Source organism: Microcoleus sp. T3_D1, assembly GCF_036700405.1.
Lineage (GTDB): Bacteria > Cyanobacteriota > Cyanobacteriia > Cyanobacteriales > Microcoleaceae > Microcoleus.
Map to the genome: position 1 here is coordinate 1 of NZ_JAUBOV010000074.1, position 23680 is coordinate 23680.

The 23680-nt window shown below is 44.9% G+C and carries 25 protein-coding genes and 3 pseudogenes; 15 read left to right on the top strand and 13 right to left on the bottom strand.

The genetic code is table 11. From position 1 onward, the window contains the following. Nucleotides 1-100: 100 nt before the first annotated feature. The 5 genes from QT992_RS33735 to QT992_RS25905 all read right to left on the bottom strand — a co-directional run bounded on the left by QT992_RS33735 (nt 101) and on the right by QT992_RS25905 (nt 1920). The gene (locus tag QT992_RS33735) at nt 101-355 is read right to left on the bottom strand and encodes a hypothetical protein (RefSeq protein WP_445305366.1); all 255 of its coding nucleotides are present in this window, start codon (nt 353-355) and stop codon (nt 101-103) included. A 37-nt stretch (nt 356-392) separates the two neighbouring features. Continuing rightward, on the bottom strand, nt 393-614 hold the full coding sequence (locus QT992_RS33740) for a MerR family DNA-binding transcriptional regulator (protein ID WP_445305803.1): 222 nt from the start codon (nt 612-614) through the stop codon (nt 393-395). Nucleotides 615-725: 111 nt separating this feature from the next. Continuing rightward, a complete protein-coding gene (locus QT992_RS25895; RefSeq protein ID WP_333339695.1) occupies nt 726-941 on the bottom strand; it encodes a hypothetical protein in 216 nt (71 codons plus the stop codon). Between the two features lie 197 nt (nt 942-1138). Then, complete coding sequence (locus QT992_RS33745) at nt 1139-1438, bottom strand: DUF6444 domain-containing protein (protein WP_445305365.1); 300 nt, start codon at nt 1436-1438, stop codon at nt 1139-1141. 329 nt (nt 1439-1767) lie between these two features. Then, nucleotides 1768-1920 carry a hypothetical protein gene (locus tag QT992_RS25905; protein WP_333313940.1) on the bottom strand — a complete coding sequence of 51 codons (153 nt, stop codon included), beginning with the start codon at nt 1918-1920 and terminating at the stop codon, nt 1768-1770. 49 nt (nt 1921-1969) lie between these two features. Between QT992_RS25905 and QT992_RS25910 the strand changes: the two are divergent. From QT992_RS25910 to QT992_RS33755, 4 genes and pseudogenes are all read left to right on the top strand, one after another. Further along, a pseudogene (locus QT992_RS25910) lies at nt 1970-2405 on the top strand (DUF4277 domain-containing protein); the annotation flags it as partial. A gap of 159 nt (nt 2406-2564) precedes the next feature. Next, nucleotides 2565-3591: pseudogene (locus QT992_RS25915) on the top strand (IS701 family transposase). Nucleotides 3592-3703: 112 nt separating this feature from the next. Then, complete coding sequence (locus QT992_RS33750) at nt 3704-4381, top strand: IS1634 family transposase (protein WP_333339689.1); 678 nt, start codon at nt 3704-3706, stop codon at nt 4379-4381. Continuing rightward, a complete protein-coding gene (locus QT992_RS33755) occupies nt 4375-4758 on the top strand; it encodes an IS1634 family transposase (protein ID WP_333339686.1) in 384 nt (127 codons plus the stop codon). Before QT992_RS33750 ends, QT992_RS33755 begins: the two co-directional genes overlap by 7 nt. 703 nt (nt 4759-5461) lie before the next feature. Here QT992_RS33755 and QT992_RS25925 read toward each other — a convergent pair. Next, nucleotides 5462-6328 carry an IS630 family transposase gene (locus QT992_RS25925; RefSeq protein WP_333339683.1) on the bottom strand — a complete coding sequence of 289 codons (867 nt, stop codon included), beginning with the start codon at nt 6326-6328 and terminating at the stop codon, nt 5462-5464. Continuing rightward, nucleotides 6228-6515, bottom strand: coding sequence for a hypothetical protein (locus tag QT992_RS25930; protein ID WP_333313939.1), 288 nt, complete (start codon nt 6513-6515; stop codon nt 6228-6230). Before QT992_RS25930 ends, QT992_RS25925 begins: the two co-directional genes overlap by 101 nt. Nucleotides 6516-6792: 277 nt before the next feature. Here QT992_RS25930 and QT992_RS25935 point away from each other — a divergent pair, with 277 nt between their 5' ends. Continuing rightward, complete coding sequence (locus QT992_RS25935) at nt 6793-7065, top strand: hypothetical protein (protein WP_333313756.1); 273 nt, start codon at nt 6793-6795, stop codon at nt 7063-7065. 255 nt (nt 7066-7320) lie between these two features. Here QT992_RS25935 and QT992_RS25940 read toward each other — a convergent pair whose 3' ends face one another. The 5 genes from QT992_RS25940 to QT992_RS25960 form a co-directional block, all read right to left on the bottom strand. Continuing rightward, entirely contained in the window at nt 7321-8292 is a 972-nt protein-coding gene (locus tag QT992_RS25940) for a transposase (protein WP_333339680.1), read from the bottom strand. Further along, nucleotides 8273-8704, bottom strand: a complete 432-nt coding sequence (locus QT992_RS25945) for a helix-turn-helix domain-containing protein (RefSeq protein WP_333339677.1) — start codon at nt 8702-8704, stop codon at nt 8273-8275. The genes QT992_RS25940 and QT992_RS25945 overlap by 20 nt, the downstream gene beginning before the upstream one ends. Nucleotides 8705-9219: 515 nt before the next feature. After that, nucleotides 9220-11181: an ATP-binding protein gene (locus QT992_RS25950; RefSeq protein WP_333313751.1), complete on the bottom strand. Its 1962-nt coding sequence runs from the start codon at nt 11179-11181 to the stop codon at nt 9220-9222. Nucleotides 11182-11209: 28 nt separating this feature from the next. Continuing rightward, nucleotides 11210-12484: a DUF4255 domain-containing protein gene (locus tag QT992_RS25955; RefSeq protein WP_333339674.1), complete on the bottom strand. Its 1275-nt coding sequence runs from the start codon at nt 12482-12484 to the stop codon at nt 11210-11212. Nucleotides 12485-12623: 139 nt separating this feature from the next. After that, entirely contained in the window at nt 12624-13448 is an 825-nt protein-coding gene (locus tag QT992_RS25960; RefSeq protein ID WP_333313749.1) for a response regulator transcription factor, read from the bottom strand. Nucleotides 13449-13761: 313 nt separating this feature from the next. On the opposite strand from QT992_RS25960, the gene QT992_RS25965 reads away from it, so the two are divergent. From QT992_RS25965 to QT992_RS25995, 7 genes and pseudogenes are all read left to right on the top strand, one after another. After that, entirely contained in the window at nt 13762-15534 is a 1773-nt protein-coding gene (locus QT992_RS25965) for a phage tail sheath C-terminal domain-containing protein (RefSeq protein ID WP_333313748.1), read from the top strand. Nucleotides 15535-15798: 264 nt separating this feature from the next. After that, complete coding sequence (locus tag QT992_RS25970; RefSeq protein WP_333313747.1) at nt 15799-16320, top strand: phage tail protein; 522 nt, start codon at nt 15799-15801, stop codon at nt 16318-16320. 39 nt (nt 16321-16359) lie between these two features. Beyond that, a complete protein-coding gene (locus tag QT992_RS25975; protein ID WP_333313745.1) occupies nt 16360-16872 on the top strand; it encodes a phage tail protein in 513 nt (170 codons plus the stop codon). A gap of 134 nt (nt 16873-17006) precedes the next feature. Next, nucleotides 17007-17510, top strand: a complete 504-nt coding sequence (locus QT992_RS25980; protein ID WP_333313744.1) for a phage tail protein — start codon at nt 17007-17009, stop codon at nt 17508-17510. Further along, nucleotides 17510-17860, top strand: coding sequence for a hypothetical protein (locus tag QT992_RS25985; protein WP_445251090.1), 351 nt, complete (start codon nt 17510-17512; stop codon nt 17858-17860). Before QT992_RS25980 ends, QT992_RS25985 begins: the two co-directional genes overlap by 1 nt. A 7-nt stretch (nt 17861-17867) precedes the next feature. Then, nucleotides 17868-18200, top strand: coding sequence for a hypothetical protein (locus QT992_RS25990; RefSeq protein WP_333313742.1), 333 nt, complete (start codon nt 17868-17870; stop codon nt 18198-18200). Nucleotides 18201-18214: 14 nt separating this feature from the next. Beyond that, nucleotides 18215-18346: pseudogene (locus tag QT992_RS25995) on the top strand (DUF6760 family protein); the annotation flags it as partial. 256 nt (nt 18347-18602) lie between these two features. Here QT992_RS25995 and QT992_RS26000 read toward each other — a convergent pair. Then, nucleotides 18603-18788 carry a hypothetical protein gene (locus QT992_RS26000; protein WP_333378068.1) on the bottom strand — a complete coding sequence of 62 codons (186 nt, stop codon included), beginning with the start codon at nt 18786-18788 and terminating at the stop codon, nt 18603-18605. A gap of 112 nt (nt 18789-18900) precedes the next feature. On the opposite strand from QT992_RS26000, the gene QT992_RS26005 reads away from it, so the two are divergent. The 3 genes from QT992_RS26005 to QT992_RS26015 all read left to right on the top strand — a co-directional run. After that, on the top strand, nt 18901-21327 hold the full coding sequence (locus tag QT992_RS26005; RefSeq protein WP_333378072.1) for an eCIS core domain-containing protein: 2427 nt from the start codon (nt 18901-18903) through the stop codon (nt 21325-21327). Between the two features lie 206 nt (nt 21328-21533). Further along, nucleotides 21534-22856 (top strand): YbjN domain-containing protein, encoded by a 1323-nt coding sequence (locus QT992_RS26010; protein WP_333339666.1) that lies wholly within the window; start codon nt 21534-21536, stop codon nt 22854-22856. A gap of 164 nt (nt 22857-23020) precedes the next feature. Further along, nucleotides 23021-23680, top strand: a 660-nt coding sequence (locus QT992_RS26015; protein WP_333378075.1) for a hypothetical protein, incomplete at its 3' end; no start/stop codon positions are given.

A 23680-nucleotide genomic window follows, 5' to 3' on the forward strand; every position in this document is an offset into this window, starting at 1 on the left:
ACCTCTTTGAACACACCTTGATATTTTTTATTATATCATATTAGTTATTTGTGTAATTAATTTTGTTTGACTACTTATTGCCATTAAATCTTCTACTAATTCATGCTGCGGAGACAGCGATTCCTGATTGGCGACTACAATGGGAGCATCCAACCGACGTGGCAAGCTCTTGGATGAATTCAAAAGCAAAACGGCACATTCTGTCTTTGTGTGCAATTACGATTATTGATATTTCACCTTTGAGCATTGATAGCATGATTGCTAGAAACTTTTTTCTCTTAAAGTTTAGTCCGCCTCCAATTTCCGATACCCAGTCATCGACTGTTAGTCCTCGACAAGGGCAGAAAGCTTCCATTGCCAGTATCTGATTTTTGAGTTCTGGTTTCTGTCCACTAGATGAAACAAGGGCGGTAGACGACCGTTTTTCGGTTGGCTTCTATGGGCTTCAATCCGCTGGCTATCAACAGATCGTCTTCGGTGTAGAACCGATGGCCTGACAGGGTGCGCAAGGCTTGCAACTTCCCTGAAACGTCCCAACGTTGGAGTGTTTTTACTGACAATCCCAGCTTTTTTGCAAAAACGCGCGAGTTTAAACAAAATGGTACACCGCATATTTGTCGGTAAGTGTACCATTTTGTCTATTTATTCGCTACCTAGGGACTAGCTCCCTTGACACACCACGGAGTTTCATCCACATGGACGTTGGCTTGTCGGCGTGCCCATTGCTATAGCTCTTCAACGGCAGGCTTTACAGTATCAGCTACCCGCGCGTTTGTTGCTTGTAATGTCCCTATCCCAATTTCGATTCCACCTAGTTCGCGCAGGAACTCTTGTTGTTTTTCATAGGATATGTGCCCATAATTACCTAACCATACCAATAATGCTTGTAGGTCGATGCTTAAGTCTTGCCCTGGAACTATCCCTGATGCTGGTGCACCCATCACCATTGCTCCACATTCATTACATTGACATTTGACTCGTTGATATTCCACCACTTCAATTGGTAAGGCTGGCTTTACACGCTACTTGCTGCTTGCTATAACCAATCGCATCACTTAATTCAGGGCTACCACAATGCTCACAATACTCAGGAGTGCTGATTTGATATCTATCTACTCGCCCAAATCCTTTTCGGCTTTTACCGATATGTCCCGGCTGTCCTCCTGGTTTGCGATGCAGGTTGGGACTCTGACTCTGACTCTGACTCTTGTGAATTGTCAACTTTGGCTGTCTCGGATTTCTGTATCAGATCGCTCGATGGTGGTTTGGATGATGTTTTACTATTACTGGGCTGTCTCTCTTGGAGCTTTTCGAGCTTTTGTTGTAATTTTTCAATCAGCTTCTGTTGGGTTAGCACAATTTTGACCAGCTCCTGGTGGCTCAACTGGTCAACTATTTCTAATTTTAGTGCTGCTGATAACTCTGGCTTTTCGCTCATCTGACTACATTACCATATTTTTTGGCTCTCTGCTGAACTATTTTTTACCTGAATCCTTACGCTTAATTCTCTACGATGTCACCTCTACTTATTTTGAAGGAACCACCTGTCCCCTGGCTCAATACGGCTATTCGCGGGACAAAAAGAGAGGGAAATTACAAATCATTTTTGGCTTACTTTGTAACGCCGCTGGATGCCCGATCGCTGTCGAACCCACATTCCGCAGGTCTTTAAACCCACATTCCGCACCCCGACTGTCACATGGGGTGCGGGTGGGCTGCGGTTCGCGAGTCGTGTTCAGGGCGACCAAAAAGCTTAAGTACAAATGCTTAAACAATGTCAGTCGAAATACCAGCCCCATCAAATACCAGTAGTAATTTGCTGACTGCCGACCGTTCTCTTTCCGGCGTGCGATCGAAAGTCCAACGATGGGGGAAAAAGTAAAATATAACTGGCGCAGCACTCGCCAGTACAAAAGACATACTCTCGCCCCAATCGGCCGTCTCAATTCGATGAAAAAAAAATCCTGAAATAACAGTCCAAAACCTAGACCACCTGGGTTTAGTTGCTGGGATAATCGATCGGAGACAACAGGGTAGAAAAAATCAATCAGCTAGTAGGTGGTCAACCAGGCGAAATAGTAAGTCCCGGTCACGCTGTCAAAGCCATGATTCTCAACGGATTAGGTTTAGTATCCGCACCGTTATATTTATTCTCAAATTTTTTTGAAGGCAAACCAACTGAACACTTAATCGGCAAAGGAATTAAACCAGAACACTTAAATGACGATCGTTTAGGTAGAGTATTAGACAAGCTATATGTCACGGGATTGAGTCAAACTTTTACAGCAATTGCCCTCGAAGCAGCAATTAAATTTGATGTAGGGTTAAATACAGTACATCTCGATTCTAGCTCATTCCACCTGCATGGGGAATACAAATATGATGCCGATCGCGACGCAGGCTCATTATTTGCTCTGCCAATAAATTCGAGCATGAACCAGGTTTCAAGCATGAATCATCAGGAAGCACCATTACCAATACATATTACTAGGACTTACGCATTGACAAAATAACAAAACAGTGGATTGATAAATAATTGTCGTCTCCTTTCTAAGTATGGAACAATGAGAAAAATAACTAAACCCTCTACGGCACAATGCAACGCCGACCTTTACACCTCCTGCATTGTTGTCAGAACCCAAACTGGGAGGATGTAGCAGATTATCAGAGATATTGGGAGATGTTTCTCACGATTCTATCAATCGGTTTTTGTTAAGAGAAAGGTATGAGCCGAAAGACTTATTCAGTCAGGTAGAGAAAATAATCAACTTGACAGGAGGGATACTAAGTGTAGACGATACAGTCATAGAAAAGATTTACAGCGACCCTAAAAATGCCGAATTGATTAGTTATTTTTGGTCAGGGAAAGCTCATAAAACTATTATTGGTTTAAATTTAATCACCCTATATTACAGCGATATTAATGGTAATTCAGTTCCAATAAATTACAGAATCTATGATAAAAAGGAGGGAAAAACCAAAAACGATTACTTTAGAGAAATAGTGAGTGAAATAATAAATTGGGGAGTTAAGCCAAAAACAGTAACAGGAGATAGTTGGTATTCAGGAGTGGAAAATTTAAAATTTCTAAAAAACCAGAAATTGGGTTTTCTATTCGGAATTCAAAAAAATAGGACTGTCTCAAATGAGCCACATAATTCTTGCCAGGTAAGCACTCTGGTCATTCCTGAGTCAGGATTAAGAACTCATTTGAAAGAATTTGGATTTATAAAAGTGTTTAGGAAAAGCTTTAAAAAAGAGGCATCTAGACACTATATTTTGTATTTGCCAGACGAGTCAAAGATTCAGGAGATAACAAGAGATGAATTTCTTACAATTCATGATACTCATTGGGAAATTGAAACATTTCATAGAGCCATCAAACAAGTATGTGGAATTTGTCGTTTTATGGTGAGAGACACCTCGGCAATCAAGACTCATATATTTTGTTCACTTCAAGCATTTGTAAAATTGGAGTTGATGCGGTCTGAAAAAATAATTGGTAACTGGTATGAAGTCCAAAGGAATCTATTCACTTCAGTTATACGTGAGCATATTTTGGCAAACCGATTCAGTCATGGCATCGTCTAGCATACATAGATGATACTTTTTGTCAATGCGTAAGTCCTAATTACTTACGGATACTCTCGCGACCACCGACCCGACTTAAAGCAATTCATTATAGATTTAATTTGTAGTGGAGATGGAGACGTACCATTATTTTTCTTCTTCAGCCGATGGTAATCAAACAGATTCAGCAGTATTCGGACAAATTTTATCCTCATTCAAACAGCAACTGAACCTCGACTCACTCTTTGTCGCAGATAGCGCTTTATATACAGCCAAAAATTTAGAAATCATCAAAAACTTAAAATGGTTGAGCCGAGTACCATTAGGAATAAAACAAGCCAAAAACCTGATAATTCAGCTAACTGAAGCAGAATTTTTGGAGAGTAAAATACCAGGATATCGATGGTCGCAACAATACAGCAATTACGCGGGAATTCCACAAAGATGGTTAGTAGTAGAAAGCTCTGTGCGCCCTCAAGCGGATTTGCGTCGAATTGAGAAAGAAATACAAAAATTAGAGCAAGAAGCTCGACAAAAGCTCAGGCAATTATCATTGCAAAAATTTGCGTGTGAACCGGATGCGATCGAGGCAGCAATACAACTCTCTAGTAAATTTAAGTACCACAAACTAACTCACATTCATGCCACCAGCTTCACCAGTGTGAAAAAAACAGACAATCCCGGGTATAAACTGCAAGCTAACATCGAAATCGACCACCCGGCAGTAGCGAGAGAAATGCAACAATCGGGACGATTTATCTTAGCCACAAATGTACTCGATAGCGACGAATTAGACCCGACAAAATGCTGAGTACATACAAACAACAACAATCGGCTGAAAGAGGATTGAGTTTTCTGAAAGACCCCTCATTCTTTACAGATAGCGTGTTTCTCAAATCGAGTGAGAGAATAGAATCCCTGGCTTTAATTATGGGTTTATGCCTGTTGGTTTATACCTTAGCACAAAGACATTTACGCTCCCGCCTCGTCCAGTCACAGGCGAAATTGAAAAATCAATTAGGCCAATTAACCGATCGACCGACCTTGCAGTGGATATTTCAATGCTTTCAAGCAGTTCATTTATTAACGATATCCTCAGTCAAACAAATCTCCAATTTGACTGACGAGCGATTAGAGATTCTCAGATTTTTCCCAAATACCTGTCGCCGTTATTATTTACTAGATTAACAGATATTAACAACGATATTTTGCAGTATTACTTACTTTGAAGAGTATTTTTTTGCTCTCGGCATCCCGATCGCTTCGAGCCTAAGCATACAAATTTGCTCTATTCATCTGTAGGTGAACTCGTCAGCTTGACGGCAGCTCCAATGGTATTTTTGTTCTCAACAGAAATCAAGAAAGTTGCCTGTCGCAATTAGCTGAGGATCGATGTTTAATACTCCAGCAAAATAAATGAATTATTGTGTCTGGTAGGTCGATTTTTAAGCATTTATACTGTATCGTTCGGCTGGCGCGCTTACCATCGAACCAGAATTTACAGCCCACCCGCACCCCATGTGACAGTTGGGGTGCGGAATGTGGGTTTAAATAGAATTTATGGTTATAAATTTTTAAAATTCAAGCCTGAAGTTATTGCCCAGTAATCACTTCAGGCTTTTTTGAGATACAATGAACGAATTAGGAGCCAAGAGGAAAAAACCATGAAAGAGCATCAAGAAGCCATAAAAGTCCTAAATTTAGACCATCTAGTACAGCTCGGCGTAAATACACAGACTATTAAACAGCCAAGACTTTACCCTTATATGTCCACTTAAAAGGTTTGGCCATTGTTTGATTAAAGTAGTTAATAAAACTGAGGATGCGATTTTTCAGATCGTACTGACTGGTGAAACTTGCTCTTTTTAGTAATTTCCGCACCAAAATGCGCTCACCAAATCTCTATTTGATTAAGCCACGAAGAATGGTTGGGTGTGTAATGGAAAACAATTTGATGTGTTGGGTCACTTAAAAAAACAGCGCGGGATTTCATGGATTGAAGTATGCCGCTTTTTCCCTTAATACCGAGGTCGATATCTAAGCCTTCTTTTTCGGCGACCAAACGCACCAGTGATTCAGATTGGTGAGTATTCAGACAATCCATAATTAGATGCCATTTGTGAGCATCAGGGTCAGTTTCAATGATGTGACGAATGTTGAGTAAAAAATCGGCTTCTGTTCTCGAATTTCCGCAAGTTGGCTCGATAATCTTACCCGTAGCAATATTTAAATTGGCTATCAATGTCTGCGTGCCATGACGAATATATTCAAACTCTCTTCTTGCAACTTTTCCTGGTCGCATTGGTAAGTCTTTCTCGATACGTTCAATAGCTTGAATCCCTGTCATTTCATCAACCGATATGGTGTGTTCTCCATTTTGACTGCGTTCAATCGCAGTCAGATATAAACCTGTAATATCTTTAACTTTTGCATCAAATTCTTCATCCACAGGGGGGGTTAACCAGTAGCGCGAAGCCTGTGGTTTAAGTTCGGCTTCTTCTAATAATCTGCCAACATGTCGGACTGATATGCTTTCAATAATGCCTTGTTTCATGATTTCCTCCGCCAGTTCTATAGCCGTCCAATGACTTATTGGCCGTCCATAATCCGACGGTGAGGAACAGGCGAGTGCAAATAACTCGGTTACTTGTTCCATGCTAAATTTTGCTGGTGCGCCAACAGGTTCTCGATCTTGTAATCTTTGCAAAATCGATAAGTCTTTTCTCTCGCTCTCCAACCATCGGTTTCGCCCCTTCACGAGCCATCTGCCGGTTAATCTCTAGGCTTCGGGCTATTTCACGATGATTTTGACCATCAGATGCCATGAGAATGATTTGGGCTCGTAGCACGATCTGTTGCGGCGTGTTGTGTCTCTTGCTCCACTGGTGAAGTTGATGACGCTCGCCATCGCTTAATTTTAATGTTTTAGGCATTAATAAGGCCATATATGACTCCTTTATCACCTACCGAAACTGGTCTAAACTAACTATGTTAGTCTACCACAAATAGAGTCTGTCTACTTACGCCGAGCTGTACTAGTTACACAAAGGCTTTAATTGTTTTTGGAGATGTCTTCTACCTACTACCGGGTTTGAGCTTGCTTGTAAGTGGAAAAGGAACTATGGGAAATATCAAGTTAAAGAAGCCTGGTTTATTCTCACGGACTTAGGCTCATTGCGAGCAGCGATCAATGCTTATAAGCAGCGGATGGGCATTGAATAAATGTTCCGAGACTGTAAAACAGGAGGCTACGATATTGAAGAAACAAGCCTCAAAGGGAACCGACTTATTAACATGATTCGGCTCATGACACTGGCGTACACTTGGGCAATATTTCAAGGTAATGAACTGAAGAAAAAGCAGGTACAAGAATATGTATCTCGTCGCACAGAACCAAAGAAAAAATATCGCAGACGGAGTACATTTGGTGTTGGATTAGATGGAGAAAAGTGGGTTAATTATCTAGAACAATATTCTTTGGAGGTGGAACAGTAAACGCAAGTTAACTCCTTCTAAACGCCGCTTTTATCAACAAGGTATGCGGGCTGCAACCCTTATACAGTCTATCTCGTAGACCTCTTTGTCACCCCCCCCAGCGATTTGCTAGAGGTTTCACTGGCCTTGTAGTCATGTAGCGCGCCCTGGCTCAAGTCCGAGCGCCCCACTGATGGGGGTTTGAAATGCAAGTTTCAAAGGGTGCGGGGTAAGTTCCGTTTAGTGTGACATACTCCCACGTCAAGCTGAGTACAGCTATGGCGTGGGCATCTTTGCAGCCCGATGAAGGGTGTGCAAAATTTCCTTCGCGGTACTATCATCTATAGTTCCTACTAGAGAAAGATTCCCGCTACGGCGTTTTCTCCTTGGGAAAATGCCCAACCCAAGTCTCTTTAAATTAATCGCGGCGTTAACATCGCGATCGACCATTAAAGAATGTTGCTCATCCCAATAGCTTCGCATACCGCAATCGGTGAAAACAATTTCATTCCGATAGCACAGAACCATTGAGGTATAAGCAGGTTTTTGCTCCACGACGGCTGACCCAGCTTTTGCGGCTATGTATTCCAGCGTCTTGAAAAATTGACCAAACGCAGCATCCAACCAAGACTTATTTAGTCCTGATTTAGCTGATTGACCGTTTGGGAGGTAAGTACCCTCATCATCTTGCTTAACTTTATTCCGCTTCGTTAAGCCTTTTAAGTTTAAGTCCTCATGAAAAAAGAATTTAGCTCCAGACCTCACAAGTCTGTGAGCTGTTTTGTAGTGGAAGTCTTGGCGAGAACGCGCTATTTTTTGGTGCTGTCTCGCTTCTTTTTTGGCTAATTTCCGTCGGGCTTTAGAACCGCGCTTCCGTTTGTTCCGCTTCCTTGATATCTGGTCTAACTTAGCTTGGTTTTTGCGAAGCGGTTTTAACGAAGGTAGCTTTTCCCCTGACGATGTTGCTAAATAGACATCTTCATGCAGCACCGCATCCAATCCAATTGAGTTATCCCAGTTTGGGGTAACTTTATCAGGAATAAACTGGGGTACTGAAGCGTCTTCAAGCATTATCTGGATGAACCAACCGTCAGCCTTTCTAGTTACACTAATTTGCTTTGGGGTGAATCCATCGGGGACCCTGCGGTGCATCCGAACTTTTATGACACCCAACTTCGGCAATCGGATATAAAACCAATTCTTGCGAACCAGCTTAATCCAGTCGTTATTAGCCGTAGAAAAAGTCATCGTCCGGTAATCCGCTGAGCGTCTTGAATCGGGGCTTACCCGATCGCCCGCCTTTACTGTCCCCTACGATAAACCGCTCAAAGGCTTTATCTACTCGCTTAGAAACATCTTGCAGAATAGTTGAATCTACCTGCTTGAAGTCCAATAGCTCGCCACTGTGGAAGACTTTTACTAGGTCTTTTTTGATGACTGGTAATTGTTGTTTTTGGGAATAGTAGTTAGGCTGCGCGCGGGGCGTAGAGATGCTAGCAACTAATGGGCAAGCATTTATAGCAGTCCGGTTACTCTCCCACCAATCAAATCGAGCGCCTAGCTGCCTGTTGTACCAATAGCGACAAATTCTCAACCAATGATTTAGGCTTAACTTTTGAATGGTGTTGGGATAGAACTGATACTGATATGTTACTTTCATTGCGCTACGACCTTTACGCATTTGCTGAGAATAAAAATACCAGAAAAAACTATATTGTGTCAAGCAGTAATTTAATAATTATGTCAAGTAACGATGTTGGCAAATAAAGATTTGTTCATCTCGTCATCCACACCTTCATTGCTCGCCCGCTATGCTGGCGAGGACATGAAAATGTGGAATCCTCGATTCACGCGCCTCTCATCCCACACTAATCGAAGCGACAAGCGTGTGGGGATTCCCGTCTGACTAGCTAAACTCCAGGTCTCAGATGATTCACTTTTACCCCCTCAATCCGCCGGTAGTGCCAGTTGGGGGTGCGGAATGTGGGTTCTAAACGTTGCTTTTATGAACAAGGTCTGAGGGCTGCAACCCTTATTCGGTCTATATCCTAAGCCTCTTTGTCACCCCCCCAGCCGCAATTTACAATTATGAGTTAGCTGACGGGGCTTCAAATCAAAACTCTTGACTATAACATAATTTTTTTTGGCAAGACGTCTATTGCCTTACCCGATCGACTACGAGCTAACCCATCCTTTCACTTCACTATCTGTTAATGGTTTTTCCACTTTCGTACTCTCGCTCCGAGCAGCACTTAACAAATGTTTCATTGTCACAGCTTCATTGGCATCGGCCGCCAAAAAAGCAGCATTCATCGCAATATTGCGAATATTTCCCCCTGCAACGCTGAGTCTCGCCAACTTATTAACATCCACTCCTTCTAAGGGGGTTTCTTTGGGAAAAATGCGACGCCAAATTTCAGCTCGTTGAGCTGCATCGGGAAAAGAAAACTGCACGACGAAGCGAATCCGCCGCAAAAAGGCACTGTCCAGCGCTCCTTTTAAATTAGTCGTTAAAATTGCTAACCCCCGATAAGCTTCCATCCGTTGCAATAAATAGCTAACTTCAATATTTGCATGGCGGTCGTGGGAATCTTTGACATCCGAGCGTTTGCCAAATAAAGCATCCGCTTCATCAAACAGCAAAATTGCTCCTCCGCCTTCCGCCGCATCAAACACCCGCCTCAAGTTCTTTTCCGTTTCACCAATATATTTACTAACAACTGCACTTAAATCAATGCGATACAAATCTAAATTTAATTCCCTAGCAATTACCTCCGCTGCCGTTGTCTTGCCCGTTCCGCTAGGGCCAGCAAATAAAGCGCTAATCCCTAAGCCCCGCCCTCCTTTACCGGCAAACCCCCAACGCTCATAAACTTTAACTCGCTGTCGGACATGGGCGATAATCGCTTGTAGCGTTTGAAACTGCATCTCTGGCAACACCAAATCATCCCAGCTAGCGCCTGCGTCAATGCGCTGGGCTAAATCTTCCATCCGGGGACGAGCTTGGGCGCGACACGCTTCCCACAAAGCATCGCTGAGGGTCTGAGAATTATCCTCTACCTCTATCTGCCCCAAGGTACTCGCACAAGTGGCTTGAATGGCAGGGGCATTTAAGTTGAATTGTGCCACCCAATGATCGATCCCCTCTGGCAACTCTGCTGCGAAGGCCCCTAGCGCTTCTTCCCAAAGCAAATACTGTTCAGAGTGCGTGGGCTTACTGACATCTAAACTCACCAGCGGGCGCTGGCGTTGGCGGATACGCTCTTGTGCTGTCACGATTAGAGGGCTATTGATTTGCTCAATTAAGCGAGCGATCGCGCTACCATTGCGCTCAACATCCGTTTCATCACAATCCAACACTAAAGCGCTATTGCACAACACCGCTTCCCGATCCCACAAACGCAAAAATTGCCCTAGTTCGTTAGCATTGCTGGGCAAATTATCTGCCAGCACCAGATGCAAGCTCAACCCCAAAAGTTTACACGCTCCTGCTGCGATCGCCCGCTTGCTCGCCAGGTCTTCTCCGCACAGCAGCACTGCTAGCAACCTCTCACTCCCTGCCGCCTGAGAAAGTGTTTGCGCCAATTGTTCGGCAAGGTGTTGGTGAGAAGGCACTAACTGACTAGACTCCCGTACAGGCTCAATCATTCCTGCCAAGCGTTCGTCCAGATGTTGAACTCCGGCGAGATAGTGCAAAATTCGCTCGTCAATGCGGAGGGGACTTTGAGTTAAGGTGGCACCCCCTCCCACTTCAATCAGTCGCCAGCGACGCAGGGGAGCATTAGGGGTGAGAGCGTTCCAGTGCGGCGCATCTAAGGCGCTCAGCGCTAAGCTGAAAGTGGGGTAAGGTTTTTGAGGCTCGCCTTGGGCGAGCGCGCACAAGCTGGCAAAACTCGCATCCAATTCCATGCCTGCACACAGCAGCAGCAAATCTCGTTCAAAGGTCGATAAGCCAAAGCTGTGGCAGAGTTGTTCGAGCGCTGAGCTTTCCCATTGCTCCTGACCTGCAGTCGGCGGCTGTTTCCCGTTCTCTGCTTGCCCAGCCTTGTGTTCTAGGGCTTTTCGCACTTTGGCGAGGGCAGCCATTAGGGACTGTTGGTTCAATTTTTGCCAGTCTTGCACGGAAACAACACTCATTTCTTTCAATTTAGGGGATGGCACAGGATTAAGGGATGGCGAGCGCAGGGTCGATATACTGCTCAAACGTTGGACTATTGGCATCGCTATCGACTTGCAGCCTACTCTCTGCGCCGTCCACCTGAATTCTAAGCAAGTATTCTCCCGCTTTCACTCCTTGCAAGGTAAATAGGAGATTGCTGCGATCGCCATTGCGGGGTTGGGCGCTGAACAGGTAAGCTTCTGAGTGGGTGGCTGTACGTTCGTTGAGAATCAGGAGCGATCGCTGCCCAGAACCCACAATTACGTCGGTTACTACTTCAATCTCGGCGGTGCGCGCTTCGTCGTCACTGCCTTCTACACTGAGCAAATTCACCTCCAGCACGCAGGGCCGCAACACGAAAGGCGCTACATTCGACTCAACGCGCTGCTGGAGCATTCGATTTGCAGTTTCTCTTTCCTCTGCTCTTTGTCGGTGGATCACTTGCAAGCCCTGAACCCCTGCTCGCATCGCTTCTATCGGGATCAAGGACAGGGGTAAAGTCATTTCTGTCTCTTGTATAGTTGGGGGTGCTACCTCAACCCCGCAAACTCGGATTAAGGCCAGAGCGTTCGCTAGCATTTTACCGCGAATCGCTAACGTGCTAGTGGCGAAAATCGGTTGATCTCGACCTTCGGCTGATATTACTGAGTGAATTGCAGGCTGTTTGCCGAAGATCCACCCGCTGACGCGGCGATCGCGAATTGGCAATGATATTGCCACCGGATCTTCTCCTTCGAGCACTACAACTGTAATTTTATAAATAACTGATAAGACGTAGGGCGTTTGGAGAAAAACTGACCAAACTTTTGATAATTCATCCGTTGAAATTGGAACGAATTCTGCCCGAATCATCTCCATTTGTTCGGATAAGTCAGAATTTGCCAAAAAGGGGTAGCTCGGATCGCTGGCTGTTTCACGAATCATTTGAGCGGATAAGATTCCTCTGTCCTCGAGCGTCCGCATCACACTTCCTAATAAGCGTTGGGGTTCTAGTTCCACATCATTCCCATAACAACTAATGAGGTAATATAAATCGATCGGCAACTGATTTCGCTTCACCAATTCGCCTTTTCGTTGGCGCGGTGGCATATCTGCGTTCCCCAGAGCTGTGTTGCGTTTAACGTGATAAAGGTAAAGGCTAATTCCAGTTTCTGGCGTCCCTCCAGAATTTTCTGGGCGAGTGGTAGTGACTCGCGCGCCCTCTACATCGATTTGGACTGAGCGCTGCAATATTTTTTGCAATGTGGCTGTGACTGTCGCCATCGCTAAATAATTACTCATGGCATTGATTGTAAAGCAGTACACGCTCTAAAAATGGGATGATTTAATGACTAATTACTAATTGCTAAATTTTTTCTGGCTTTCCCATTAGCTATGAGCAGCTAACTTGGAGCTTTTAGCTATCAGTTTTTAGCCTGCTTCAAACAAGGTCAAGTTTCAATGATCTCACAATTGCCTGGCTGCGGTTTTTCACGCCTAATTTTTCAAAAATCGAGGTTAGGTGGGCTTTGACAGTGGCTATAGTAATGTAAAGGCGCTTTGCAATCTCTTCATTACAAGACCCCTTGACTAATAATTCTAAAACTTCCTGTTCTCGCTGGGTGAAGCGGTACGGGTGGTGGCTATCCCAGTTTGTCACCGACGAGGGCGAGCGCTTAGCATTAGTAAGACGAGCTTGTCCGTAAAGGTGAAAACCCCGGAAAAACTGAGTTGCTACTTCAGGACACAGATAAACTTGACCGCTGAGTACCGTAAGCATAGCAGAGCAAAGTTGGGACGGCAAATTTTCTTTCAATACATAGCCAACAGCCCCTGCTTGCATGGCTAGAAAGATCACTTTTTCGTCTCTTTCACTTGAGATCGCTAGAATTTTGAGTTTCTCTTGATTTCTCTTGTTAAATAAATTGTTCAACTCGACAATAGTATTAATTGCCTCCTCTCGCTCTTGATGAAAATCTATATCCAATAGAATTAAAGCTGGCTGTTGTTGAACAGCTAGCTTTATTGCTTCTGGTTGCGTCTCTGCTTCCCCAACTACATTAAATTGCCATAATGGGTTAATGTTATAGAAGCCAAACAAGTTTTTTAAACTTTGAAAAAACAAAAGCTCTTGAGCTACAAGTATGAGGGGGATGATTTTAAGCTGATTATTTTGAGGGCTAGTTGAGCTAGAAAAATGTTGCGGAGTGACCCCATAATTTTCATTCGTTTTGGATGGTGAATTATTAATGATGAGTCCGTGCATAATACAAGAGTCCCCCTGTTCAGCATTCAGCATTTATTACGTTAAAACAAATATAGCACCTATCTAAAGGCATAAATTACCAACTCTTAAACTTTATTCATAAATTAATTAGCTCCAGTCACCAGTGGTTCTGTGAGGGAATTTTCGACCAAAGTCTATAACTCCTGCTCGGTGTTACCCCTTAACCTGTGTGTAGTCAGACAAACAAGCTTCAAGAAAAATCTTTGCCTTCTTCAGTCATGTCGCTATCAAGCAAAGCGAAGCGCGTGAAACTGGGGCAATTGCGGGCTAGCGTTGCAGGATATAAAGAATTATGGCAAGACTTGACTATTTCGCCCCTGGGGTTTATGTAGAGGAAGTTGACAGAGGCAGTCGCCCCATAGCGGGCGTGCCGACAGCCGTTGGGGGATTTCTCGGTTTCACCGAAGATGTCCGAGGCGGAGCCGAAATGTTTAAGCCGACGTTGGTGACAAGCTGGAACCAGTACCTCCAGTATTTTGGACGCCCCAACTCTGACGGCTTTACCGACTTCGGCGCTTACCTTCCCTTCACCGTGTACGGGTGGTTTTTAAACGGCGGCGGCCGCTGTTGGGTGACGAGCATTGGGACTCGGTTGCCCGGTTCTGCAGCGCCGGACCCAAATACGGTAGGTACAAAGGTTTTGAACCGCGCCAAGCGCCCTGCGCTGCGGTTTTCCTTAGCTCAAGAGAGAGCGATCGCCCCAACCAGCAGCAGCGAGGCACTCCTACCATCTTCCGAACGAGCAATTCGGGTAAGGATTATGGATGGGGAACCCAAACCCCCAGCCCCAGCCCCGGCCCCAAGCTCGGACACAGACTCAGACGGCAGCCCAGAGGCAAGCTCCGAGGCTGTCACCGTCATCCCTGCCAATACAGGGGAATACTTCACTATTGTCATTACCCAAGGCGGGGAAGAGCTAGAGCGGTACGAACACCTGACCATGAACCCCGAAGCTGCCCCCGAAGTGACAGATTATGTCGTGACTGCCTTTGGGGAGTCCCGCTACCTTCGGGCTACAGACATCTCTCTCACGGGTACCCCCTTGGCGCGGCGTCCCAGCAACGGGCTGTTTGAAGTTAGCCCGCCTCCGGTGCAAGTACAGCCAGAACGCTTCAGCCAGTATGTAGAAGGTACACAGGATGACCGCAGCGGCGTGCGCGGCTTGTTCGAGATTGACGACGTGACCATCGTTGCTTGCCCGGACTTGATGAAAGTTTACGAAGCAGGCTTGATGAACCTAGACCAAGTTCACGGCATTATGGACATGATGCTCAGCCTGTGCGAAGGAGCCGCAGCAGGCGACATCCCCAACCCGCCGAACCGTATGGTTATCCTCGACGCCCCTCCAGATCGCGTCAGGCCGCAAGATGTGGGTCGGTGGTTAACTGAAGAATTTAACCGCCGTTCTCCATTTGGCGCTCTCTACTACCCTTGGATCAGGGTTCCGAACCCCCGCAACGGAGGTCGCCCCATTGCCGTCCCGCCTTGCGGATACGCAGCCGGCATTTGGTCACGAGTCGATGAAACCAGGGGTGTTCACAAAGCTCCTGCTAACGAAGTGCCTCGCGGTGTCATCGGGCTGAGCTATGACTGCAACTTCCGGGAACAAGAGTACCTCAATCCCCTAGGGATTAACTGCATCCGCAGTTTCCCTAACCGAGGCCTTCGCCTTTGGGGGGCTCGCACCCTCGTCGAACTGGATGATATCCAGTGGCGCTATATCAACGTCCGCCGCTTGATGAGTTACATCGGGAAATCGATTGAAGAGGGGACGCAGTGGGTGGTATTTGAACCCAACGACGAAGACCTCTGGCAGCGGGTCAAGCGCACTCTCAGCAATTTCCTTGACTCCCTGTGGCGGGAAGGAGCTCTGGCAGGAAGCAACCCCGGTCAAGCTTATTATGTCAAGTGCGATGAGGATATCAATACCCCGCAAACAATGCTCCAGGGTCGATTGTACGTTGAAGTTGGTGTCGCTCCTGTCCGCCCTGCTGAATTTGTGATTTTCCGAATCAGCCAGATTACAGGCAATGAAAATGAGGAGTCCGGCGGCCCCTTTGGTTAACGCGAGAAAGTAGAGGGCAGGAAGTAAGGAAACTCGGTTAAGCAATCTTAATAAATTAAGTTTTGCCCTGTAGGAGTACTTCTCCTGTAGTTGCCTCAAAAACTCGGAACCTCTGTCTTCTCTAGGACTTACGCATAACTGATATATATGGTGTTTTGTAGGGCAATTCCCCCGTGGTTGCTCTGCTGATAAGCAAGTGGTTGCGTAAGTCCTGTTCTCGTTTGAGGGAATCAACTACTAAAAATCTGAGAAAGGAAGGGAAATATGGTAGGAGTCATTACAACTGTTGCGTCTCGCTTTTACGTGGAGTTTGACGGCATTACTCAAGCTCAAATTAAGAGCATGGCTCAGATTTCATACGAAGGTAAAGTCACGGGAAATGCCAAGCCAATCGGTTCAACCAAAGGGGGAATTCACGATCGGCAAACTACCTCTGGCGGCTACGATTCTAACCCCGCTATGACGGTTGAAGTTTACCTGTGCGATGACCCGCGAAGCGCTAGTGCTCAAATGTACAACTGGTTCCAAGAATGCTTGCCACCAAGCGAGGGGGGTAAAGGGAACTGGTCAAATAATCGCAAAAATGGCTCGGTTGTTGTTTACGATCCCAATGGTCGGGAAATAATGCGCTGGAACTTGGAGCGAGCTTGGCCGAAGAAATACTCCGTTGCTGATGCAGATGTTACAGGTCAAGACTTAGCAGTAGAAACCTATGAACTCGTAGCTGAAGGCATCAATAAAGTAAAATCGGTGAGCGGTAGATCCCTTACTTTTGGCAGCGCCTAAGAATTATTGAGAGAACATTGATAGGGAGGATGAGTTAAAATGACCGCAATGGGAACTGATAGAAGCCTCATGGAGTACCTGACGGTTTCTCGCTTTTACTTAGAAATTAATAACAATACGCAATTACTAATTTCTAAAGCCAGCGGACTGTCAATTACGATCGATCCTGCTTCGGAGGGTAAGCCGATAGGAACCCGCAAGGGATTGATGACTGATACACAGACCACTCCAGCCACAGTCAGCTATCAAAATATGACCTTAGAGTTTGTTACGGCTGCTGACAACGATATCCTTTTACAATGGTATGTGGATTCACACCCGAAAGCAATGGGCGGCGGCGGTCGGGAGACAATGAGTCGGCGTTATGAAGCTTCCTTGATCTTCTACAAACAAAATGGTTCTGAAGGAGCACGGTGGAATCTTCGGGATGCTATTCCTGCTAAATATAAAACCACTCAGGTGAAAGCTGACAGTGCTGATATCTTTAAAGAAACCATTGAGATTGCTCATGCAGGAATGATTCGGGTTCCGGTGGGAGCAAGCAAAATGTAATCTGCTTAGAGATTTCCCAAACCTCTGAAAAATAGAACTTGGTCTAACCCCTTTCTTCAGGGGTTAGGCAGAAAATAGGTTTTAGATTGTCTCACGTATCAAGCCTGTTTAAGTTTCCAAATATTCAAACCAAGATGACAATTAATCAGGAACACTTAAAAGAAAACTTAGCAGAAATACTGACAGTATCCCGGTTTTATGTAGGCTTAAACTTGGATGGAAGTATTGAGCCAATAGATGGTTATTTTATGGAGTGTAAAGGGTTTAAATATACCCAGAATGTCATTGAATTAGCTGAAGTTTTTCCTCAAAATTGGGGCAACGCGACGCGGGGACGAGTCATCCGCACGAAAATGCCAGGGAATGAAAAAGTGAATAACATTAATTTACGGCGGGGTTTGAGTTCTTCCATGACTTTGTGGAACTGGATAGAGGAGGTGCAGTCAGGTAACTGGGCCGATCAATTACGCAATGGTCGTTTAGTCATTTACCGCCAGAACGGTGAAGAAGGCGCTCGGTTTGCCTTTGAAGGCGCTTGGCCAGTTGGCTACAGTATTGCCGATAGTGTTGTCTCTGGTTCGGATCTGGCTTTTGAGGAGCTAGAATTAGCCGTAGAAACTTTTGTGCGGATTCTCTAATGATACAAACTGAGTTTGAGTTTACCCTTCCGAAAGGATACCTTGACGAACAGGGTAATTTGCACCGCAAGGGAATTATGCGGCTCTCAAGGGCGATCGATGAAATTGTACCGATGCGCGACCCCAGAGTGCAAGCGAATCCAGCTTATGCAACGGTGATTATTTTATCTCGCGTGATTAGCCGGTTGGGGGCGCTGGAAGATATTTCGCCGATAGTGATTGAGAATCTCTTTGCTAGCGACTTGAGTTACCTGCAAAAGTTTTATCGGCATATTAATGGGTTAGAAGAGGAACAAGCTGCCAATCGAGTTACCTCTGCTGATACTCCCACTTCTATGCCCCTGGTTTAAAGTTGCTATGTTTCCAGATCGCAATTCTTACACGACTTTTAGTTTCTCGCTGCCGCTGGGATTGCTCGACAGCGAAGGAACCTTGCACCAAGATGGAGAGATGCGCCTTGCTACAGGTAAAGATGAACTTTACCTGCAACGTGACCCCCCCAGTTTAGACAATCCTGCTTATGGCACTCTGGTGATGCTGTCGCGGGTGATTTTACGTTTGGGGGATTTATCTGCGTTTACTCCTGAAGATTTAGAAGGGTTATTTCTGAATGACTGGCAATATTTACTGGATGTTTACAACTTAATTAACCCCCCAGAAGGGACTCTTTCTGCAATGGGGGAGTTCTAGGCTACCCCCAGGAGGAGTTATATCGGGAGGTAGCCTTTATTGCTTTTCATTTCCATTGGTCGCGGGAGGAGATTCTCAATTTAGACCACGCGGAACGGCAGCGGTGGGTGCGGGAAATTGCCTATATTGCAAATCCTGATTCATAAGTTATTTTTTTGTCTGGGTTTTTTAGCCACCAGAAAGATGAAGTTATATAAATTTATATGACGCTGATTGTTTGATCTTAAGATTAGACAAAAGTCTAATCTTTTCCTTCAGCAGTTTTTGGTTAAATATTATTAGCGTAGGATAAGCTCTATCTGAGCTGCGAAGGTGCGGCAACTGCGGAAGATGGACTGGTCAAGGAGCTAATAGCAGGGAGGCGGTTAAGATGAAGGCACGGCTGAAGAAACAACAGCATAATCATAATGATGTAACTCCATTGATGCCGACTGCGGTGCAGGCGAAGTTGTTGCCGGAGGCGCGATCGCTCAACAGCCCCTTTAGCAAGTCAGAGACAGCCCAGAGCATTTCGCAAGAAGAACAAGGAAAGGATAAGGGCTTTAACTTTGGGGAAGTGCCGATTTTTGCAGCGGAAGCGACCGCCACAACGCTCCCGCTTCAGCGTAAGTTTACTGTGAGTCTCGCCAGAGACAAGCAGGGAGGACAAGCTGCTGGGTTACAGGGAGTTACGGCAACTCAGGTAGGGCAGCAACAACCTGTGCAAAGGAACGCTGAGGAGCAGGAAGAACCCGCCCAAGCGAAGTTAGAACCGGTTCAGCGTCAGGAAGGGGAAGAGGAAGACCCGGCTCAAGCGAAGTTGGAACCCGTTCAGCGTCAGGAAGGAGAAGAAGAAGAACCCGCTCAAGCGAAGTTGGAACCGGTTCAGCGTCAGGAAGGGGAAGAAGAAGACCCGGCTCAAGCGAAGTTGGAACCCGTTCAGCGTCAGGAAGGAGAAGAAGAAGAACCCGCTCAAGCGAAGTTGGAACCCGTTCAGCGTCAGGAAGGGGAAGAGGAAGACCCGGCTCAAGCGAAGTTGGAACCGGTCCAGCGTCAGGAAGGGGAAGAAGAAGACCCGGCTCAAGCGAAGTTGGAACCCGTTCAGCGTCAGGAAGGGGAAGAGGAAGACCCGGCTCAAGCTAAAGGAGAATCAAGCCAAAAGGTTAAGCCAATACAAGCCAAGATTAACCTTGCTCCGAGTGGGGGTGGAAAGCTGATGCCTGAACCTGTGCAGCAGAAAATGGAGGGGGCTTTTGGGGCGGACTTTTCGGGCGTTCGCATTCACGAAGGGCCACAAGCTAAAGCCATTAATGCTATAGCCTATACCCAAGGGGAAAATATTCACTTTCAACCAGGGAAATATCAACCCGATACCCAATCAGGGCAAGAATTACTTGGGCATGAACTGACCCACGTTGTGCAGCAAAGAGCGGGAAGAGTTGCTGCACCACAAAAGAAAGGTATTCCGATTAATGCCGATTCTGGGTTAGAAACAGAAGCTGATGTATTAGGTGCAAAAGCTGCAAGGGGGGAGCAGGCACAGGTGGCGGGTGCTAGTTCACAAGAACAAGGATTAGTTAAAAGTCAATTATTTGCTGCCAAAAATGATATATCTTTAAAAAAAAGCACATCTACTAATAATAATTTATCCGAACAAAAGCAAAATGTTCATAAGTTAGGTGATGTGCAGCAACGCCAAAAAAGCACAGTTCAACTAAAGAGTCAGGATCTTACTTCAATTGAAGACTATACCACTGCTAGTTCTTGGTGGAAAGTAAAAAATAAAAGTGAGAAACTTGAACTGAAAATTCAAGAATATAACAAAATACCAAACGATGACAAAAATTATAAAAAGCAAGAGCAGTTATTAGAAGAAATCCTCACAATATCAGGTAAGTGGTTACATAAGTACAAGACAGAAAAAGAAAAGCCTGAGAGGTTGTTTAAAAAACGCTCTGCTATGACTAGACACACTTTGGAATCCCCTCTAACAACCCAAGTAAAAGTCCCTCTTTTTGGGAAGGATTTAGCATTCTCTGAAAGGATTCAAGCTATTGAGAGTGTCAAGATAGAAGCTTTATTTGAGTTGGATGCAGTGAGGCTACAACTTGAAGAAGACAAAAATGCTCAGAAAGAAAAAGGTAATGCTCCACAGGGAGCTTTAGATAAATTAATAGATAGAGGTGGTGGTGGTTATTCAATTGCTGATCCAATAACTACTGAACTTACTGGCAATTCTGTGACTACCCATGCTATGTCAGGAGCAAAGAAGGTAGTTAAGGGTTTAGGCTTCAATGTGGCTCAAGATGCTACACCTGAAACCGTTACTGAAAAACTTAAAGCTACAAAGAGTATGACTGGGAAGTTTCAAAATCTGTTTGCCAGTGTTAGAGGTGAACTACCGGGAACAAGTGTTAATGAAGTATCAACAGCAGCCAAGAGCACAAGTTTGCTAGATGATGTTTGGTCAGCTATCCAAGAAGTTCTCAAGTATTTGGGAATTGCTACATCTGCTGCCAAGTTTGCTTTAGCAATTGTTAATTTGAAAGGTACATCAACGAGTAGGCAAGCATTAGATAACACTATCAAGGCGCTAGAACAGAAACAGCAATCTGATGAAGATGATAAACAACTATTCCAAGATGCTGAGTATGGCTATAAAAAAGTTAATCGAAGATATTATATGTCATGGTCTGACGTAGTGACGGCAGGTATAAGTCTTTTGTCTACCATAGTTGCTGTCTTTACTGGGCCTGGGGGTTTAGCCGCTAAGATGGCTATTGAGGCAGGAAAAGAACTTATAGAGTTTATCAAAACCGTTGCCCTGAAAGTGAAAGGATTTTGGAAATTTATCACAAATAAACGTGGTAAAAATAGACGAGAAAGCGCAGAAAGAATCGTCCGCTTAGGCATGAATAGACATAAACCATCTCTCAAGTTGCTTATGGAGATGGAACCTGTAGGCTTCGTTAGCAAAGTGACAAAATGGGCGCTGAAAACTGGTTCACGGGAGCAAAGTTTTTCTTGGCCAAAGACTACGGAAGAGATGCAAAAACTCTTGGAACTCATGACTAATCAACCGGAAGTGTATGGTTCGACTACTGATTTTATTGAAACAGTAGCGGAAAGCTTGAAATCACAGACTTAGAGGTTGTTGGAAAAGTCTAATTTATACCTTCTCAGCATCATATGTGATTGGGGAATAATCCTGATTTGAACGTAATTTTAGCGGGCTATCGATGGGTTAGGGAACTAAGATTACGGAGGTGGTGAAGATGAAGGCGCGGCTAAAAAAACAAACGCAATAGCTTTGTTAAGGAAGTGGCTGAGAAACTGAAATCACAAGCTTAATCTATGAGTGTTACTAAAAAGTGTGAAGAAGCGATCGCGCAGCAAGGGGAACTACCGACAGAATTCCTTCTATATATACCATCTGGCGAACCTTGGGTGGTGAAGTCCAGTCGATTGGTTCTCATTAAACAGGATAGGCAAATAGCAGAATGTCGTCTGATTTGTCAGATTGAGGGGAACACTTACCAATCTATCCAGTTGCAAGGGCTTTTTCGGTACGATTCGGATACTTTTGGAATTATCTCATCTGAAGAGTTAATTGCTGAATTGCCAATTAATTTAACACTTATCCTTGCTCCTGAATGGCTACCTATACTGAAGGAACAAAGTAGTACGGTTGAGGAAGCAATAGCTTACCTGAAAAACTTGCTCCATAAAGAACCTACTAATTTACTGCTTTCGACTGATAACTGGTTGATATTGTCTATTAGGCAGCAACAACCACAAGGAGAAGTTAAATACCGCACGCTTTGGGATTATCTAGACTGGAGTGCCATTTCTTTAGACGATTCAGAACAAAAAGCGGAAGAATTGCTACTGGGCGCGATCGCGAACTTCTCGAAAGATGCGGTTGCCCGTCACCTTAGCACCGATCCAAACTACAGTGAGGCTAATCCACAGGTAGCCCAGGCGACAACGCAGTTAATAGAAACTCTGTTTACTATCGCCCCGTCGCTGTTCTCTCAGGATGAAGCGCCTAAAGAACAATTGGTTAATGCGATCGCTGATGTTTTTACCCAATCGTTGCGATCGCAACTAACAGAGTACCTTGAGAACGCTCTTGCTGAGAATACTGTTGAATTACCAGCCGAACAGTTGAGCGAACCTGCGATCGCTTTTCAGCCAAATTCTGCTCACACCATTTTTGAGGTAGCTGTCCACTTTTTTCAAAGTCAAAACTGGACAGTTAGCCAAACCCCCGATCAGCCAATTTTGCACTTCTACTTCGAGGGTGAAAACGGTCAGTGGGAATGTTACGCTCAAGCTAGAGAAGCGCAGCAACAATTTGTATTTTATTCTGTCCTTCCCATAAAAGCACCACAGCCAAAGCATCAAGCGGTAGCTGAGTATATAACGAGAGCCAATTACGGCATGATTATTGGTAATTTTGAATTTGATTTCAGTGATGGGGAAATTCGCTATAAAACTAGCACTAATAATGTTAATAGCAGTAATTTAGGTGTTCCTATCATTGAGGAATTAGTATATAGTAATCTGTTTAATGTAGATAAATATTTACCCGGAATTATCCAAATACTTGATAGTGATATTTCGCCGGAAGAGGCGATCATCAGTATTGAAACTGAAGATCAAGTTATGCTCTGACTATTAATTAGCGATCGCCCGTTTTCCAGAATCCGAGCAAAATTAGACAAAAGTTTAATCTTAGCGGTAACAACTTTATGGTTTAATTAAAGTTAGGCTCTAAATGTTGATATTCCTGAGATTCGCAGAATACCTACAGGCTTAAATAACTGGAGATTGTCACTATGAAGACGCGACTGAGAAAACAAGACCATCATGATTTAGCTCCACTAACAGAGACACCTGTTCAAGCTAAATCTCTCAGTCCCGTCCGTCCGATGGAAAACTCCCTCGGCTCACCCCAGATAGCTGCAACAGAAGACACACAAACTGAACAGCAGCAGGAAAAACAGAGTTTTAATTTTGCCGAAATGCCAATTTTTGCAGGTACAGCAGGGGAGTTAAGACCGAGAGTACAAGCTAAGTTTTTCAAAGGCGATCGCTCTGGTAATGTAGCACAGCCACCAGTCCAACGCCAAGAAATTGAGGAAGAACCCATGCAGGGTAAACTCGAACCCATCCAGCGTACTGAAGGGGAAGAAGAAGAACCTGCTCAAGCGAAGTTGGAACCCGTCCAGCGTACTGAAGGGGAAGAGGAAGACCCGGCTCAAGCGAAGTTGGAACCCATCCAGCGTACTGAAGGGGAAGAAGAAGACCCGGCTCAAGCGAAGTTAGAACCCGTTCAGCGTCAGGAAGGGGAAGAGGAAGACCCTACTCAAGCGAAGTTAGAACCCGTTCAGCGTCAGGAAGGGGAAGAGGAAGACCCTACTCAAGCGAAGTTGGAACCCATCCAGCGTACTGAAGGGGAAGAAGAAGACCCGGCTCAAGCGAAGTTAGAACCCGTT

What these genes read in the sequence shown, in the direction of transcription:
- QT992_RS26010 (WP_333339666.1), top strand. Translation starts at nt 21,534, where the DNA reads ATGAGTGTTACTAAAAAGTGTGAAGAAGCGATCGCGCAGCAAGGGGAA.
- QT992_RS25965 (WP_333313748.1), top strand. Translation starts at nt 13,762, where the DNA reads ATGGCAAGACTTGACTATTTCGCCCCTGGGGTTTATGTAGAGGAAGTT.
- QT992_RS33755 (WP_333339686.1), top strand. Translation starts at nt 4,375, where the DNA reads ATGCTGAGTACATACAAACAACAACAATCGGCTGAAAGAGGATTGAGT.
- QT992_RS33750 (WP_333339689.1), top strand. Translation starts at nt 3,704, where the DNA reads ATGGAGACGTACCATTATTTTTCTTCTTCAGCCGATGGTAATCAAACA.
- QT992_RS25950 (WP_333313751.1), bottom strand. Translation starts at nt 11,181, where the DNA reads ATGAGTGTTGTTTCCGTGCAAGACTGGCAAAAATTGAACCAACAGTCC.
- QT992_RS25930 (WP_333313939.1), bottom strand. Translation starts at nt 6,515, where the DNA reads ATGGCCTTATTAATGCCTAAAACATTAAAATTAAGCGATGGCGAGCGT.
- QT992_RS25895 (WP_333339695.1), bottom strand. Translation starts at nt 941, where the DNA reads ATGGGTGCACCAGCATCAGGGATAGTTCCAGGGCAAGACTTAAGCATC.
- QT992_RS25940 (WP_333339680.1), bottom strand. Translation starts at nt 8,292, where the DNA reads ATGACTTTTTCTACGGCTAATAACGACTGGATTAAGCTGGTTCGCAAG.
- QT992_RS33735 (WP_445305366.1), bottom strand. Translation starts at nt 355, where the DNA reads ATGGAAGCTTTCTGCCCTTGTCGAGGACTAACAGTCGATGACTGGGTA.
- QT992_RS25975 (WP_333313745.1), top strand. Translation starts at nt 16,360, where the DNA reads ATGACCGCAATGGGAACTGATAGAAGCCTCATGGAGTACCTGACGGTT.
- QT992_RS25935 (WP_333313756.1), top strand. Translation starts at nt 6,793, where the DNA reads ATGTTCCGAGACTGTAAAACAGGAGGCTACGATATTGAAGAAACAAGC.
- QT992_RS25980 (WP_333313744.1), top strand. Translation starts at nt 17,007, where the DNA reads ATGACAATTAATCAGGAACACTTAAAAGAAAACTTAGCAGAAATACTG.
- QT992_RS25960 (WP_333313749.1), bottom strand. Translation starts at nt 13,448, where the DNA reads ATGCACGGACTCATCATTAATAATTCACCATCCAAAACGAATGAAAAT.
- QT992_RS33745 (WP_445305365.1), bottom strand. Translation starts at nt 1,438, where the DNA reads ATGAGCGAAAAGCCAGAGTTATCAGCAGCACTAAAATTAGAAATAGTT.
- QT992_RS25945 (WP_333339677.1), bottom strand. Translation starts at nt 8,704, where the DNA reads ATGAAAGTAACATATCAGTATCAGTTCTATCCCAACACCATTCAAAAG.
- QT992_RS25970 (WP_333313747.1), top strand. Translation starts at nt 15,799, where the DNA reads ATGGTAGGAGTCATTACAACTGTTGCGTCTCGCTTTTACGTGGAGTTT.
- QT992_RS25905 (WP_333313940.1), bottom strand. Translation starts at nt 1,920, where the DNA reads ATGTCTTTTGTACTGGCGAGTGCTGCGCCAGTTATATTTTACTTTTTC.
- QT992_RS25955 (WP_333339674.1), bottom strand. Translation starts at nt 12,484, where the DNA reads ATGAGTAATTATTTAGCGATGGCGACAGTCACAGCCACATTGCAAAAA.
- QT992_RS25985 (WP_445251090.1), top strand. Translation starts at nt 17,510, where the DNA reads ATGATACAAACTGAGTTTGAGTTTACCCTTCCGAAAGGATACCTTGAC.
- QT992_RS25990 (WP_333313742.1), top strand. Translation starts at nt 17,868, where the DNA reads ATGTTTCCAGATCGCAATTCTTACACGACTTTTAGTTTCTCGCTGCCG.